Origin of the sequence: Erythrobacter sp. (genome assembly GCF_038133525.1) — a bacterium.
Taxonomy (GTDB): Bacteria; Pseudomonadota; Alphaproteobacteria; order Sphingomonadales; family Sphingomonadaceae; genus Qipengyuania.
This window is the reverse complement of sequence record NZ_JAYPTL010000017.1, coordinates 42293-56497: the sequence shown is the minus strand read 5'-3', so window position 1 is coordinate 56497 and position 14205 is coordinate 42293. Positions and strand designations below refer to the sequence as shown.

15 protein-coding genes and 1 pseudogene are annotated in these 14205 nt (G+C 64.9%); 8 read left to right on the top strand and 8 right to left on the bottom strand.

All coding sequences use genetic code 11. The features are described 5' to 3' along the window. The 3 genes and pseudogenes from AAFM29_RS06360 to AAFM29_RS06350 all read right to left on the bottom strand — a co-directional run. Window positions 1-370: pseudogene (locus AAFM29_RS06360) on the bottom strand (tRNA (N6-isopentenyl adenosine(37)-C2)-methylthiotransferase MiaB); the annotation flags it as partial. Between the two features lie 14 nt (window positions 371-384). After that, the gene (locus AAFM29_RS06355) at window positions 385-699 is read right to left on the bottom strand and encodes a hypothetical protein (RefSeq protein WP_341711962.1); all 315 of its coding nucleotides are present in this window, start codon (window positions 697-699) and stop codon (window positions 385-387) included. Between the two features lie 28 nt (window positions 700-727). Continuing rightward, window positions 728-1192: a peptidylprolyl isomerase gene (locus AAFM29_RS06350; RefSeq protein ID WP_341711961.1), complete on the bottom strand. Its 465-nt coding sequence runs from the start codon at window positions 1190-1192 to the stop codon at window positions 728-730. 101 nt (window positions 1193-1293) lie between these two features. Here AAFM29_RS06350 and mgtE point away from each other — a divergent pair, with 101 nt between their 5' ends. The 3 genes from mgtE to AAFM29_RS06335 all read left to right on the top strand — a co-directional run bounded on the left by mgtE (window position 1294) and on the right by AAFM29_RS06335 (window position 3624). Beyond that, the gene (mgtE, locus tag AAFM29_RS06345; RefSeq protein ID WP_371830719.1) at window positions 1294-2754 is read left to right on the top strand and encodes a magnesium transporter; all 1461 of its coding nucleotides are present in this window, start codon (window positions 1294-1296) and stop codon (window positions 2752-2754) included. Window positions 2755-2811: 57 nt separating this feature from the next. Continuing rightward, window positions 2812-3123: a GFA family protein gene (locus tag AAFM29_RS06340; RefSeq protein ID WP_341711960.1), complete on the top strand. Its 312-nt coding sequence runs from the start codon at window positions 2812-2814 to the stop codon at window positions 3121-3123. Window positions 3124-3231: 108 nt separating this feature from the next. Beyond that, window positions 3232-3624, top strand: coding sequence for a DUF1489 domain-containing protein (locus AAFM29_RS06335; RefSeq protein ID WP_341711959.1), 393 nt, complete (start codon window positions 3232-3234; stop codon window positions 3622-3624). On the opposite strand, the gene AAFM29_RS06330 is transcribed toward AAFM29_RS06335, so the two are convergent. The 4 genes from AAFM29_RS06330 to AAFM29_RS06315 are packed head-to-tail and all read right to left on the bottom strand — an operon-like array spanning window position 3621 to window position 7259. Then, the gene (locus AAFM29_RS06330; protein ID WP_341711958.1) at window positions 3621-4412 is read right to left on the bottom strand and encodes an SDR family NAD(P)-dependent oxidoreductase; all 792 of its coding nucleotides are present in this window, start codon (window positions 4410-4412) and stop codon (window positions 3621-3623) included. The genes AAFM29_RS06335 and AAFM29_RS06330 overlap by 4 nt on opposite strands. Next, window positions 4409-5092 carry a DsbA family oxidoreductase gene (locus AAFM29_RS06325; RefSeq protein WP_341711957.1) on the bottom strand — a complete coding sequence of 228 codons (684 nt, stop codon included), beginning with the start codon at window positions 5090-5092 and terminating at the stop codon, window positions 4409-4411. The genes AAFM29_RS06330 and AAFM29_RS06325 overlap by 4 nt, the downstream gene beginning before the upstream one ends. Beyond that, window positions 5089-5946, bottom strand: a complete 858-nt coding sequence (nudC, locus tag AAFM29_RS06320) for an NAD(+) diphosphatase (protein WP_341711956.1) — start codon at window positions 5944-5946, stop codon at window positions 5089-5091. Before nudC ends, AAFM29_RS06325 begins: the two co-directional genes overlap by 4 nt. 8 nt (window positions 5947-5954) lie before the next feature. Further along, on the bottom strand, window positions 5955-7259 hold the full coding sequence (locus AAFM29_RS06315; RefSeq protein WP_341711955.1) for a serine hydrolase domain-containing protein: 1305 nt from the start codon (window positions 7257-7259) through the stop codon (window positions 5955-5957). Window positions 7260-7367: 108 nt separating this feature from the next. On the opposite strand from AAFM29_RS06315, the gene AAFM29_RS06310 reads away from it, so the two are divergent. Continuing rightward, window positions 7368-7589: a hypothetical protein gene (locus AAFM29_RS06310; protein ID WP_341711954.1), complete on the top strand. Its 222-nt coding sequence runs from the start codon at window positions 7368-7370 to the stop codon at window positions 7587-7589. On the opposite strand, the gene AAFM29_RS06305 is transcribed toward AAFM29_RS06310, so the two are convergent. Continuing rightward, window positions 7586-8599 carry an A/G-specific adenine glycosylase gene (locus AAFM29_RS06305; protein ID WP_341711953.1) on the bottom strand — a complete coding sequence of 338 codons (1014 nt, stop codon included), beginning with the start codon at window positions 8597-8599 and terminating at the stop codon, window positions 7586-7588. The two genes, AAFM29_RS06310 and AAFM29_RS06305, sit on opposite strands and share 4 nt — an antisense overlap. A gap of 29 nt (window positions 8600-8628) precedes the next feature. Between AAFM29_RS06305 and AAFM29_RS06300 the strand changes: the two genes are divergently transcribed. The 4 genes from AAFM29_RS06300 (at window position 8629) to AAFM29_RS06285 (ending at window position 14186) form a co-directional block, all read left to right on the top strand. Further along, window positions 8629-9171, top strand: coding sequence for a DUF721 domain-containing protein (locus AAFM29_RS06300; RefSeq protein ID WP_341711952.1), 543 nt, complete (start codon window positions 8629-8631; stop codon window positions 9169-9171). 2 nt (window positions 9172-9173) lie between these two features. Further along, on the top strand, window positions 9174-9875 hold the full coding sequence (locus AAFM29_RS06295) for a thioredoxin domain-containing protein (RefSeq protein WP_341711965.1): 702 nt from the start codon (window positions 9174-9176) through the stop codon (window positions 9873-9875). Window positions 9876-9986: 111 nt separating this feature from the next. Beyond that, window positions 9987-10730 (top strand): thioredoxin domain-containing protein, encoded by a 744-nt coding sequence (locus tag AAFM29_RS06290; RefSeq protein WP_341711951.1) that lies wholly within the window; start codon window positions 9987-9989, stop codon window positions 10728-10730. Window positions 10731-10763: 33 nt separating this feature from the next. Beyond that, window positions 10764-14186 (top strand): AAA family ATPase, encoded by a 3423-nt coding sequence (locus AAFM29_RS06285; protein WP_341711950.1) that lies wholly within the window; start codon window positions 10764-10766, stop codon window positions 14184-14186. The last annotated feature ends 19 nt before the right edge of the window (window positions 14187-14205 follow it).

The window sequence follows — 14205 nt, the reverse complement described above, 5'->3', positions numbered from 1 at the left end:
CCTTGTCGAGCATCTCGGGCAGGCGGTGATAGGCCTGCGGGCCGACCACCATGCTCACCGCCGGCGCCCGGGCCATGATCTCCTCGCCCTCGGCCTGCGCCACGCAGCCGGCGACCGCGATCAGCGGCTTCGTGCCGTCGGCCTTCTGCAGGCGGCCGATGTCCGAATAGACCTTCTCCGCCGCCTTCTCGCGAATGTGGCAGGTGTTGAGCACGACAAGGTCCGCCTCCTCGCCCTCCGGCGCGGGCTGGATGCCACGCTCGGCCAGCATCTCGGCCATGCGCTCGCCGTCATAGACGTTCATCTGGCAGCCGAAGCTCTTGACCCTGTAGGTGCGCGGGGTCTTTTTAGGGGCAGTGGTCGGTTTCATGGCAGGCGGGCGCATTAGCGGCTCGCGATGGTGCTATCAATGCGTAAGCGCGCCCGTCGCCGCCGCATAATGACTGCGGAAGAGAAGCCTCCAAACCAGAGAGCAACGAAGGGCGAGATCATCATCAGGCCAACGCCAAACCAGCCTGCGTCCTCGCGAAAGGAGCCCGTGCTGGCAGCGGTCGCCATGAACGCGCTGTAAAGCCAGACCGGCAGAAGCCCGAAAACAGCAATGCGCCCCACCGGTCCAAAAAAGGAAAGGCGCGGGCTGAACCAGCCCACGCCGTATCCAATGCAAATACTGGCGAAGCAGAGGAGCCAGAAAGCCATTGTCACGTTGCTGGCTCCTCGCGTTTCGTCAGGCCACAGTTGCCTTCACGATCTTGCCCGGCGCACGCGGCGGTTCGCCCTTGGGCAGCGCGTCGACGTGTTCCATGCCGCTCTCGACCTGGCCCCACACGGTGTACTGGCGGTCGAGGAAGGTCGCGTCGTCGAAGCAGATGAAGAACTGGCTGTTGGCGCTGTCGGGCACCTGGGTGCGCGCCATCGAGCACACGCCGCGCACATGCGGCTCATTGTTGAATTCGGCCTTGAGGTCGGGCTTGTCGCTGCCGCTCATGCCGGTGCCGGTCGGATCACCGCCCTGCGCCATGAAGCCGGGGATCACGCGGTGGAACACCACGCCGTCGTAAAAGCCTTCCTTGGCCAGCGTGGTAATCCGCTCGACATGGCCCGGCGCGAGGTCGGGGCGCAGCTTGATGACGACATCGCCGCCCTTTCCATCACCGCAGTCGAGCGTGAGCGTGAGTGTTTCATCGGCCATGTCGTATGTCTCCTGTAACTGGTTGGCGCCCGATATAGGGGCTGTGGGCCGCGTGTCACCCTCTGCTTGCTTTTGAAGCCCCCTCGCCTAGAGCAACCCGCATGACCGAGGATGAGCGACCCCCTCTGGATCGTGACGAAGACGATGTGATGCTGGCCGAAACGCCGGTTGAAGAAGCGCGCCCGGACGACCGCATCGACGACGAGCGGATGGACGAGGAGAACACGCTCAAGCCCGAATATGTCCGCGCGGTCGAAGATGCGCTGGAGGAAGGCGACTCGCAGGCGGTCTATGACCTGGTCGAGCCGCTCCACCCCGCCGACATCGCCGACCTGTTCGAACTGGTCGAGAAGGACGACCGCGCCCCGCTGGCCGCCGCGATCACCGATCTGATGAGCGGCGAGGTTATCGCCGAGCTGAACGATTACGTCCGCGAGGACATGATGGAAGCGCTGCCCGCCGAGGCGGTGGCGCAGATCGCCGAACAGCTCGACACCGACGACGCAGTCCAGCTGATCGAGGATCTGGACGAAGAAGACCAGCGCGCGGTCCTCGCCGAACTCGACGCGGAGGACCGGATCGCGATCCAGTCCGCGCTCGCCTATCCGGAAGAGACCGCCGGACGCCTGATGAGCCGCGAATTCGTTGCGGTGCCCGAAGCGATGACCGTCGGCGACCTGATCGACTTCCTGCGCGACGGGCGCGACCTGCCGAGCGAATTCCTCGAAGTCTTCGTGGTCGACGAACGCCATCACCCGGTCGGCACCTGTCAGCTTTCGTGGATCCTGCGCACCCCGCGCGCGATCGCGCTGACCGACGTGATGAAGCGCGACCAGACGCTGATCCCGGCGATGCTCGACCAGGAAGAGGTCGCGCTGATGTTCCAGAAATACGCGCTGATCAGCGCCGCCGTGGTTGACGAGAGCGGCCGCCTGGTTGGCCAGATGACCGTCGACGACGTGGTTCACATCATTTCCGAAGAGGCGGGCGAAGACGCGCTGCTGATGTCGGGTGCGGGCGAAGGCGACATCAACGAGCCGATCCGCGATGCCTATTCGGCACGCGTGCGCTGGCTGGTGGCGAACCTCGGCACCGCGCTGGTCGCCAGCCTGATCATCGCCGCCTTCGGCGCGGCGATCGAGAGGTTGGTTGCGCTGGCGGTGCTGATGCCGATCGTCGCCAGCATAGGCGGCAATGCGGGCACGCAGACCATGGCGGTGACCGTGCGCGCCATCGCCACCAACCAGCTGACCCGGTCGAACACCCGCCGTATCCTGTGGCGCGAAATGCGCGTCGCCATGCTCAATGGTGCGACCGTCGCATTGCTGGTCGGGGCGGCGACCGCGGCAATCTTTACGCCCCAGCTTGGCGCGGTGATCGCGCTGGCGATGGTGATCAACGTGTTGATCGCCGGTTCCGCCGGGGTCCTCGTCCCGGTCGCTTTCGAGCGGCTTGACCAGGATCCGGCTGTAGCTAGTAGCGTCTTCGTGACGATGATCACTGATTCCATGGGCTTTTTCGCCTTCCTCGGGCTCGCAGTGGCGAGCGGCATAGTGAGCTAGACCTTGAGCGGACACCGACCTGTCGCGGACTATCGTGGTAGCTGCCATTGCGGCGCCGTGACCTTCCGTATCACCACCGATTTTCCCGAACTCACCACCTGCGACTGCTCGATATGTCGCCGCAAGAACGCGCTGATGGTGAAGGTGCACGAAAGCGAGTTCGAGCTGCTGTCGGGCGCGGAAAGCCTGACCGAATACCAGTTCCACACGCATACCGCGCGGCACTTCTTCTGTTCGACCTGCGGCATCTACCCCTTCCACCGCAAGCGCGTGACGCCGGACTATGTCGGGATCAACGTCTTCTGCCTCGAAGATTTCGACCCCGAAGGCATCACGGTTCGTGCGACGGTCGGTGCGGGCATGCCCTGACGCTGCCAAACTACGCAGCGGGTTTCGCTAGGGTCGACCTTGCTACATGGAGAACCCTGCGCCTCTCCCCGGTTGAGCTTTGGGAGAGAGTCTCTAAATCGCAGACCGATGCCGTTGCACATGACCAAGATCGCCTTCGGGGCGAAAAGCTACGCCGATCTCGAAGGTTGGTTCGAGGAGCGCGAACCGTTCCTGATGACCACGCGCTACCTGCCAAAGCGGCACGAAGAGATGATCGGCGGATCGCTCTACTGGATTCTCAACCACACGCTGGTCGCCCGCTCTCCGATCATCGACTTCCCGCAGGCGAAGGACGGCCGCTGGCACATCCACCTGGAAACGCGACTGATCCGCACCTACCCACAGCCCAAGCGCGCGCACCAGGGCTGGCGCTATCTCTCCGAGGACAAGGCCCCGCGCGACCTGGAGGAGGGCGAGGATATCGGTGACGCGCTGCCGGGCCAGCTGGCCGGCACGCTGGAGAAGCTGGGGTTGATCTAGCGGCCTTCGCGCAATCGCGCGATCACGTCGCGGACGTCCATATCGTCGTCCACCCCGAATTCGGCGTAGCTTTCCCGCAATGCGTCGATCCGCTCATCGATGCGCTTCACATTGGTGCGGTGGCTAACCACGAAACGACGACGGGCGAGGATTTGCGGCACGGTGATGCGCGCAAACTCGCCCGCATCCATGCCGTTCCGCATGACGCGGGCATCGCCGATCGCCGTGAACACCCAACCGGGAACGATCAGCCCGGCGTGGACATGTTCGGGCAGGTCCTCGCGCAGGCTCTCGGTCAGGCCGAGTACGGCGTGCTTGGCGGCGATATAGGCGGCCGTTTGCGGGACCGCGCAGAACAAGCTGTTTTCGCTGCCGGTGTTGTAGATCGCCGATACGATCTGCTGGTCAGCCATCCGCCCGGCGAAGGCGCGGCAGCCGTTCCACACGCCCCAGAAATTGACGTCGAAATGTGCACGCGCCGCTATCGGATCGACTTCCCACAGCTTGCCGCGCGGGCCGCCGACACCGGCGTTGTTGAGCAGCAGTTCGACCGTGCCGAGCTGGTCGAACGCGGCAGTGGCCAGCGCTTCAACCTCACTCTCGCTCGCGACGTTGCAGGATTGCGCGAGCGCGCCCGGTATTGCGGCCTGTGCGGCGGAGAGCTTCTCGCCCGGAAGGTCCGCGAGCATGACCCTGGTTCCGCGCGCCGCCAGCTCTTGCGCAATGGCAAGTCCGATGCCCGACGCACCGCCGGTAATCACGGCGGTGGCGGGCAGCCAGTCGTTCACGCAGGAACCCGTTCGGCCACGCGGCGAAGCGCCGTCGCATAAGCCTCAGGCGGCTGCGCGCCGGGGATCATGAAGCGATTTTCGACGACCATCGCCGGGACGCCGGTGATGTTCATGTCCCAAGCCGCACGCTCTTCGGCGCGGACCTTGTGCGCCAGCTCCTCGCTGTCGAGCGCGGCCTGGGCCGCCGTCCGATCGAGCCCGATGCTTTCGGCAGTTTCAAGCAGCACTGCATGATCGCCGATCTCGCGCCGATCGTTGAAATGCGCGCGGAACAACGCGAGCTTGAGCTCGGTCTGCTTCTCTGGGCCGAATTCCTCGGACACCCAGGTCAGCAGCTTATGCGCGTCGAAAGTGTTCCACATACGGCGTTCAGGCGCGGGCTCCGGCCCTTCATAGTCGAGCGACACACCCGCGCCCTGTGCCGCCTCGCGCATGCGCGCCTGGTTCGCGCGCGACTGTTCGGGGGTCGAACCGTATTTGCGCGCGATATGCGACAGGGCTTCCTCGCCCTCGCGCGGCATATCCGGGTTCAATTCAAATGCGTGCCAGCGTATGTCGGCTTCGATCTCGCCATCGAGCAGTTCAAGCCCCTTCTGCAAATTACCCCAGCCGACCAGGCACCAGGGGCACATGACGTCGGACCAGATGTCGATACGCAGGGTTCTTGCTTCGCTCATTTTCTTACCCACCAATGCATCAAGTGATGCGCTATAGCATGCGTCGGCGGAGCCACGAAGGGACCGTTCCCCGCCAGCGCGTCCTTCACCTCGTCGCGAGTGAAGAAAACCACCTCGGCCATCTCGGTGGTATCAATGTCCAGTTCGTCGCTATCGGCGAAAGAGTGACACCCGATCATCAATTGGCTGGGAAAAGGCCATGGCTGGCTGGCGATATAGGTCACGTCGCGCACACGTACGCCGGCCTCTTCGAAGACCTCGCGTGCAACCGCTTCCTCGATGCTCTCGCCCGGCTCTACAAAGCCTGCCAGCGCGGAAAAGCGCCCTTCGGGCCAACCGAGCCCACGGCCCAGCATCAGCCGGCCTTCGTGCTCGACCAGCATGATCGTGACCGGATCGGTGCGCGGGAAGTGCTGGGTGCCGCAGGCCTCGCAATTGCGCTGCCACCCGCCCTTGGCGATCACGGTGGAACCTCCACATTGTGCGCAAAAGCGGTGTCGCGCGTGCCAATCGACCAGGCTGCGCGCCCCGCCGTACAACGCGAGGTCTTCGTGTTGCAACGTCGCCATGAGCGACCACAACTGCGGATTTGCCATGCGGGGGGAAGCATCGCCGCGCGGCGGGACGGCGGCGAAACAGGCCTTCCCATTTTCGATGCCGAGGAAGCACAGCTCGGCATCTTCGGCGGCATCGGCCAGCGTGCCCCAGGCCAGGCGCCCTTCATCGTCGAGCGAAGGCATCAACCCGTCCAGCGCGAGCAGCCGCGCCTTCCAGTTCATGTATCCGGCCAACTGGTCTGGGTCGGCGCGGACGTGATCTGCGCGGTCGAGGCGTGATCCGGTGAACGACAGCATGCCTGAACTCACGCGCCAGTCATCGCAGCAAGGTCGGCAAGGACCGCTTCGGGGAAGGCAGCATGCAGCGGATAGGCATCTGACGGCATGTATTGGGTCATCATGTTCGCGCGCAGACCGGCCTTGTAGCTGACGAAAGCGACCGTGCCGGCGGCACCGCCCCAGCCATAGGCACCATCGTTCGATCGCCCGCCAGCTCCGAAGCCCTGGCCTTCAACCCAGGTCCCCTTGGTCGTGGCGGATTCGGGCAGCAGGTTGGACGTACCGACGCGCACCGCCGCCTCGCTGATCACTCGCTTGCCGTCGATCACACCGTAGCCGAGCAGCATTTCGAGGAATCGGTCGTAATCGCGTGGGCTGGAGACGAGTCCCGCGCCGCCCATCGGGAAGGCCGGAACGTCGAGGTAGATCGAGCTTGCCGCCGGATCCATCGGCAGCGGCGTACCGTTAAGGATGCCGTAATTGGTCGTCAGGCGACCGACTTCGCTCTCCGGAACGGTGAACCAGGTGCTGGTCATCCCGGTCGGATCGAAAATGCGCTCCTTGAGGAAAGCATCGAAGCTTTGCCCGCTGACCACCTCGATCACGCGGCCCATCAGATCGAGTCCGACCGAATAGCTCCACTTGGTGCCGGGCTGCAGCACCAGCGGCGCCTTGGCCAGCCGATCGGCGAAGACATCGAGGCCATGCACGGGTTTGCCGCGGCCAAGGCCGGGAATAGGCAAGCGGCTAACCTGGCCGGGGATCAGTCCCTGGTCTTCGTAGAGATCCTTGATCGCCCCCTTCTGGACGATGCCATATCCCAGGCCCGCCGTGTGGGTCAGCAGCATGCGCATGGTGATCGGGCGTTCGGCCGGAACAAGGTCGGTGACCGAGCCGTCATAGGTCTTCTGGACCATCATCTCCGAATAGGCCGGAAGGACCTCCGCGAGCGGCTGATCGAGGCCAATCTTACCCTCGTCCACCAGGATCATCGCGGCCATGCCGGTGATCGGCTTGGTCATGGAATAGATGCGATAAAGGCTGTCGGGTCCGGCCTTGGTAGCGCCGCCGATGGCCAGGGTACCCTGCGATATGACCTGTGCAGCCTTGTCGCCCCAGCCCAGCGTGGCGACCATGTTCGCGACCTTGCGCGAACCGGCATAATTCTCAACCAGAGAGGTCACCGCGGGCCAGACGGAAGTGGATTCGCGCGCCAGTGCGAGGCTGGACAGCGGCCCCCCGGCCAGCGTTGCCCCGGCGGTGAGCCAGGCGCCCGAACGCAACAGGGCGCGACGCGACAATTGGGGGGATTCGAAACTGCGATAGGCCATGAATTTCCTCTCCGGTGTGGGCGGCGCATTAGTGGTGGAGCCATGCTGAACGGTCAATTGCGAAGTGAAACTGTTGCAATTCCATACTGTCTTATCTAGATAAGACACATGTTCAACCTGATCTCGATCCTGCTGGGCCTTGTCGCCCTGGTCATCGCCATTCCTTCGTCGATCCCGTTGCTCGGCTGGGGCAACTGGATTGCCCTGCCCTTCGCCGTGGCCGGGGCGGGACTGGGAGCGCTCTCGTCGAGCAACGGCGGGCGCAACTTCTGCCTGGTAGTGCTGGTCATCGCCGCGATCAGGCTCAGCCTCGGCGGCGGAATTATTTAGCGCGCAAGCGCTAGCCGCGCGGCCTTGGCGAACAGCGTCGGCAGGCCCGCACTGTCAAGCTCCTCAAGCGGCCACCATTCGCCGTCGCCAAATGGTTCGGCAACCTGTTCGACCGAAAGCTCGAGGTCGAAGTGAGTGAAACCGTGCCGAACGAGGCCCAGCGTTTCCCCCTTCGGCCCGCCTGCCCCATTGCTGCGCGCACTCCAACCGTCATCGGGCAAGGCACGCATCCCGCCGAGCATGCCCTTCCCCTCCCGCCGGACCAGCCAGACCGCATCATGGCGTTCGGCCCAGAATGCACGGCCCTGGCGCAAGGGCTTCGCCTTCTTCGGTGCCTTGATCGGCAGCCGAGCCGGATCGCCCGCGTGGCGGCCCACGCATTGGCTTGCAAGCGGGCATAGCAGGCATTTCGGATCGCGCGCGGTGCATATCCCCGACCCCAAATCCATCATCGCCTGGGCGAAATCGCCTGCCCGCCGGGCCGGAGTGATGCGCTCGGCATGGTTGCGGATCGCTTTGCGTGCGCCGGGCAGAGGCTCTTCGATCGCGAACAGCCTTGCGACCACGCGTTCGACATTGGCATCGACCACTACCGCGCGTTCGCCAAAGGCAATCGCGGCGACTGCGGCCGCAGTATAGGCACCCAGTCCCGGCAGTTTGCGCAGTTCCTCCTCGCTCGTCGGGAAACCGCCGAGTTCGGCTACCGCCCGCGCGCATTTCACCAGATTGCGGGCCCGCGAGTAATACCCCAGCCCCGCCCAGGCCGCCATGACGTCCTCTTCTTGGGCTGCGGCCAGTGCCTCGACACTCGGCCAACGTTGGGTGAAGGCGGCGAAATAGGGCTTCACCGCTGCAACCGTGGTCTGCTGCAACATGACCTCGGACAGCCAGACGCGATAGGGCCAGGAGCCATCGCTTGGCGGCGCGTGACCCGGCCTCGCACGCCATGGCAGATCGCGGGCATGCGCATCGTACCAGTCGAGAAGCAAGTCGGAGACGGTGGCGGTCACGCCCCGCCTATGGCATGGGCCCAGACGCAATGGAACGGGACGAGAGCAAACCGAAGCGCGCAAAGGGCGCCAAGCCCTACGAAAGGCAGCGCGGAGGTGCGGCCAAGCCGATCAGCGATCTGATGCCACAGATCGGGCGCAGCGCATTCCGCCGCTTCGGATTCGTGCAGAGCTCAGTGGTGAGCCGCTGGCCCGAAATCGTCGGCGAAACCCATGCCCGCGTCTGCACCCCGGAAATGATCCGCTTTCCGCCCGGCGAGAAATCCGAAGGGATCATGCATCTTGTCGTGCTGCCCGCCCATGCCCCGCTGGTGCAGCAGATCCTCCCGGAAATCGCAGAACGGGTAAACCGCTTCTTCGGCTATCGCGCCGTCGCGCGGATCAAGCTGCGGCAAGGTGAGGTTAAGCCACCGCCCGGCAGGGACCCTCCCAAAGCGCCGCCGTCGCTCAAGCCGATTCCGATGGAATTGGGCGACAGTCTGCGCGATATCGGCGATCCCGAATTGCGTGCGGTGCTCGAATCGCTCGCGCGCAGCTTCGGTGACCAAGACGACGGGAACGATACCAGGTGAAGATGAAAGCGGGTCTGCTCAAATCCATCCTCCTCCTTGCGGCCGGCGCCATGGCGCTTGGCGCCAGTGCAGAGGACAATCCAGCGCCCAAGCGCGGCAACTGGATTGCGACAGTCACCGAGACCGAGGGCGGCCACCTGCTGGGCAATCCCGATGCCCCGGTAAAGCTTATTGAATTCATGAGCTACACCTGCTCGCACTGCGCCGATTTCGCGCGCGAGGGCGATGGTGCGCTCAAGCTGTTCTACATCCCCACCGGCAGAATGAACTACGAGATTCGTCACTTGATCCGCGATCCGGTGGATCTGACGGCGGCACTGCTCACCCAATGTGGCGATCCGAAGAAATTCGCTCTCAACCACGAAGCGTTCACATCACGCTATCCGCAATGGATCGAGAAGGCGCGTCAGACCACGCAGGCACAACAGTCGCGTTGGCAATTCGGCACACTCGCCGCGCGCTTCCAAGCGATCGCGAGCGACCTTGGCTTTTACGAGATCATGGAAAGCCGCGGTTACAGCCGCATCGAAGCAGAAAAATGCCTGGCGGACGAGGGCAAGGCCCAGGAGATCGCCAGCACTTCGCGTGCCGACGTGACCAAATATGGCCTGCAGGGCACTCCCAGCTTCGTGCTCGACGGTAAACTACTCGATGGGACCCATGCGTGGGAAGTCCTTCGCCCCCAGCTCGACGAGGCCCTCTGACGAGCTTGAAACGCCGGAATCCGGGGGAAAGCCCTGTGGATACCCCCCCTTCCGCCTTTCATTCGCATCACCCCCTGCTCTAGCCTTCCCTGTACAGACACGAGGATCCAGATGACCAAGACCTTCCGTTTCGCCCTCGCCGCCCCATTCGCCCTGGCACTTGCCGCCTGCGGTGCGGGTGCAGATGACACGGCCAAGCTGGAAGGCGATGCGATCGCTGCAATCCCAGCCCCCGAAGGTACGCAGTGGATCGACAAGGCGATGGCCACTCCCGAAGGCGGAACACTGGTCGGCAACCCCGATGCGCCGCTCAAGCTGATCGAATACGGTTCGCTCACCTGCCCGACCTGCGCCCGCTTCGGGATCGAAGGCTCGGACGAATTGCTCAACGACTACGTCAATTCTGGTCGCGTCAGCTTCGAAGTACGTCAGTTCGCGATCCACGGCCCGATCGACTTGCTGCTTGGCCGTCTGACCAAGTGCGGGACTGTCGAAGCTATCGTGCCGCTGGCCGACCAGGTGTGGAAGAGCCACGAGGAGATCATGGCGCCACTCACCTCGAACCAGGCTGCCTTCGAAGCCGCGATGCGGCTTCCGATCGAACAACGCTTCGTGGTCGCCGCCGAACAGATGGGCTATCTCGAATTCTTCGCTCAGCGCGGTCTTTCCGAAGACCAGGCACGCTCGTGCCTTGCCGATGCGGCCAAGCTTCAGGAAGATGCCGACTTGACGCAGAAATATGCGAACGAGTTCAAGATTTCCGGAACCCCGACCTTCGTGCTCAACGGACAGACGGTCGAAGCCAACACCTGGTCAGCGCTAGAACCCATTCTCCAGCGCGCCGGCGCCCGCTAAGGCGTCGGGGCGGCTGGGGGGCCTGAGCCGACGATGCGCATCTCGAAGCTCCGATTGAGCGGCTTCAAGAGCTTCGTCGAACCTGCCACGCTGCATATCGAGCCGGGGCTGACGGGCGTCGTCGGCCCCAATGGCTGCGGGAAGTCCAACCTGCTCGAAGCGATTCGCTGGGTCATGGGCGAAAACTCGCCCAAATCCATGCGCTCGGGCGGAATGGAAGACGTCATCTTCGCCGGTACGCAAAGCCGCCCGCAGCGCGATTTTGCCGAGGTCGTCCTGCACGGCGCCGATGACGAGGGCGAGGAACTCGAGGTCGTGCGGCGGATCGAACGCGGCGCCGGTTCCGCGTATCGCCTCAACGGTCGGGACGTTCGGGCGAAGGACGTCGCGCTGATCTTTGCCGATGCGGCGACCGGAGCACACAGCCCGGCGCTGGTCAGCCAGGGCAAGATCGCCCAGGTCATCGCCGCCAAGCCGCAGGAACGGCGTATGATGTTGGAAGAGGCGGCTGGCATTGCCGGCCTGCACGTCCGCCGTCGCGATGCGGAAAGCAAGCTACGCCAGACCGAGACCAACCTCGAACGGCTCGAAGACATCATGGCTGGGCTGGACAGCCAGATCGCCTCGCTGCGCCGTCAGGCCAAGCAGGCGGAACGCTATACCAAGCTGTCCGACGAAATCCGCACGGCAGAGGCGCGCTTGGTCTTCGCGCGCTGGCGCGATGCGGCCGCGGCGGCCGAAGAAGCCAAGCAAGCCGCGCAGGCAGCCGAGGCGCGGGTCGCAGAAATGCAGAGGGCCGCCGACGAAGCGCAAAAGGCACAGCGCGCGGCTGCGGAAGCGCTCGCCGAGGCGCGGGACGAGCATGCCGACCGGCGCGACGATGCCACAGCGCATGGCCACCGCATGGCAACCCTCACCAGCCAGCTCGAGGCGGCGGAAGAGCGGCTCGCCGACCTCGACCGACAGAAGGCGCGGCTGGAGGCGGATCGCGGCGAAGCCGATCGCCTGACCAAGGATGCTGCCGAAGCGCTCTCGCGGCTCGAACGCGAACTGGCAGCGAGCGAGAAAGCGCTGGCTGAAGACGAAACCAAGCGCCCAGGCTTCGAACGGGCCTATGACGATGCCGAGAAAGCCAGCCGCGCTGCCGAACTGTCGCTGGCCAAGGCCACCGCGGACAATGCGGGTGTGGAGGCCGAATGGCGCGTCGCCGAAGCCGAGATCGCGCAGGCTCGCACCCGGCTTGATCGCGTCGAGGCTGAGGGTCGTCGCATGGCGGAACAGCGTGCTGCGCTGGCAAGCGAAAACCCCGGGGCCGATGTCGACGCTGCAAAGGCCACGCTGGCCACCGCGACCGCCACCTTGGCCACCCAACGCACCCGCCTCGATGCCATGCAGGCTCGCAAGACAGAGCTGCAGGCCTTGCGCGACGAGGCATCGACCACCCTCGCCGAAGCCAAGGCCGAACTATCGGGCGTCCAGCGTGAATGGGACGCACTCAAGCGCGACCGTGACGCCCGCGAACGCGCCGCGGAAAAGCGCAGCGGACGCAAACAGGCGATCGACGGTGTCCGCGCAGCCAAGGGCTACGAGCACGCGGTCGCGGCCGCACTGGGTCGCGACGGTCGAGCACTGCTTGGTGCGCCTGATGGCGATGCTGAGGGACGGTATTGGACGGGCGCAGCTGCCCCCGCACCAGTCGAGGGCGGCCTTGCCGCACATGTCGAAAGCGCCCCCGATGAGCTGCGCGCCTTGCTCGCATTGGTCCACGTCGCCGAGACCGATGACGGCCGCACACTTGCACCGGGGCACGCGCTGGTCACACTGGCGGGCCAGCTGCGCCGTTGGGACGGTCTGGTAGTCCGGGGCGAAGGCTCTGCTGAAGCGGCCCGGCTCGAGGCAGACAACCGCTTTGCCGATCTCGAAGCCCAACTCCCTGCATTGCGCGAAGCCGCCGAACAATCGCAGGCCGCACTCGATACGGCGAGTACCGAACTGTCCCAGCTCCAGCGTGACCTGGTCTCCGCCGAGCGTGACTTGGCCGCTGCAGCCGAGGCAGAACGGCAGGCATTGCGCGCCCTCGACCAGGCCGAGGCGGCGCGTGAGCGGCTTGCCGCAAAGCTCGAGGAACTCGCTCGTGCCGAGCGCGAGCAAGACGAGGTAATCACGGCCACCCAGGCGGAGGTGGCGACCGCTGAGGCCAAGCGTGACGCTCTGCCCGATCCGGCAGCCGGGCGGGCCACGCTTGAGGCTGCGCGGGCGCAGAACGAAGCCGCGCGATCGCTGCTGCAGGCACGGGCGGCGGAACTTGCCGCGCATGACCAGGCGCTTGCGGTCGCGCGCGAACGTACGAGCGCCCAGCGAAGCGACATGGCCGGATGGCAGGCCCGTTCGGGTGATGCCGCCCGGCGTCTTTCGGACATGGAGATCCGCGCCGAGGAGATCGAGCAGGAACGCGCCGTCGTCGCCGCCAAGCCCGAAGGCCTGTTGCGCGAGATCGAACAAGGCGACGTGGTACGCGAACGCCTGGGCAAGGAACTCGCCGAAGCCGAGGCGGCAGTCGCGGCGGCAAACGGGGTTGCGCAGGCCGCGGAACGTGCTTTCGCCACCGCCAACGAGGCATTGGCCGAAGCGCGCGAAAGCCGCGCCGGGCTGGCTGCCCGGGCGGAAAGCCAGGACGGCCGACGGATCGAGATGGCGCGCATCTCAGGTGAGCGCTTCCAGTGCCCACCACCGTTGCTCGCAGAGCGTTTTGCCTTCGATGAGACCAAGATCGGTAGTGCCGAGGCCGAAAGCGTGGAGATGGATCGCCTCACGGCCAGCCGCGAGCGCATCGGCCCGGTCAATCTCGTCGCCGCCGAAGAATTGGAGCGGATCGAGAGTGAACATGGCGCCAATGCCGAAGAGCAGGCCGAACTGCGCGAAGCAGTAAGCCGCTTGCGCGGATCAATCGGCAGCCTCAACCGCGAAGGCCGCGAACGACTGCGCACCGCTTTCGAGCAAGTCGACACCCATTTCCGCCGCCTCTTTACTCGCCTGTTCGAAGGTGGCGAGGCGCATCTCGCGCTCGTCGACAGCGACGATCCGCTGGAGGCGGGTCTTGAAATCTTCGCTCAGCCGCCGGGCAAGCGGCTGCAATCGCTTACCCTGCTGTCGGGCGGCGAGCAGGCGCTGACCGCGACCGCGCTGATCTTCGCGCTGTTCCTGACCAATCCCGCACCGATCTGCGTGCTCGACGAAGTCGACGCGCCGCTCGACGATGCCAATATCGACCGTTTCTGCGACCTGCTCGATGCGATGGTCCGCGAGACCGACACGCGCTACCTGATCGTCACGCACAATGCCGTGACCATGAGCCGCATGCACCGCCTGTTCGGCGTAACGATGATCGAGAAGGGCGTAAGTCGCCTGGTCAGCGTCGACCTCGGCGGCGCCGAGGAATTGCTCGCGGCGGAATGAGGGTTCCCACCCGCCGCAT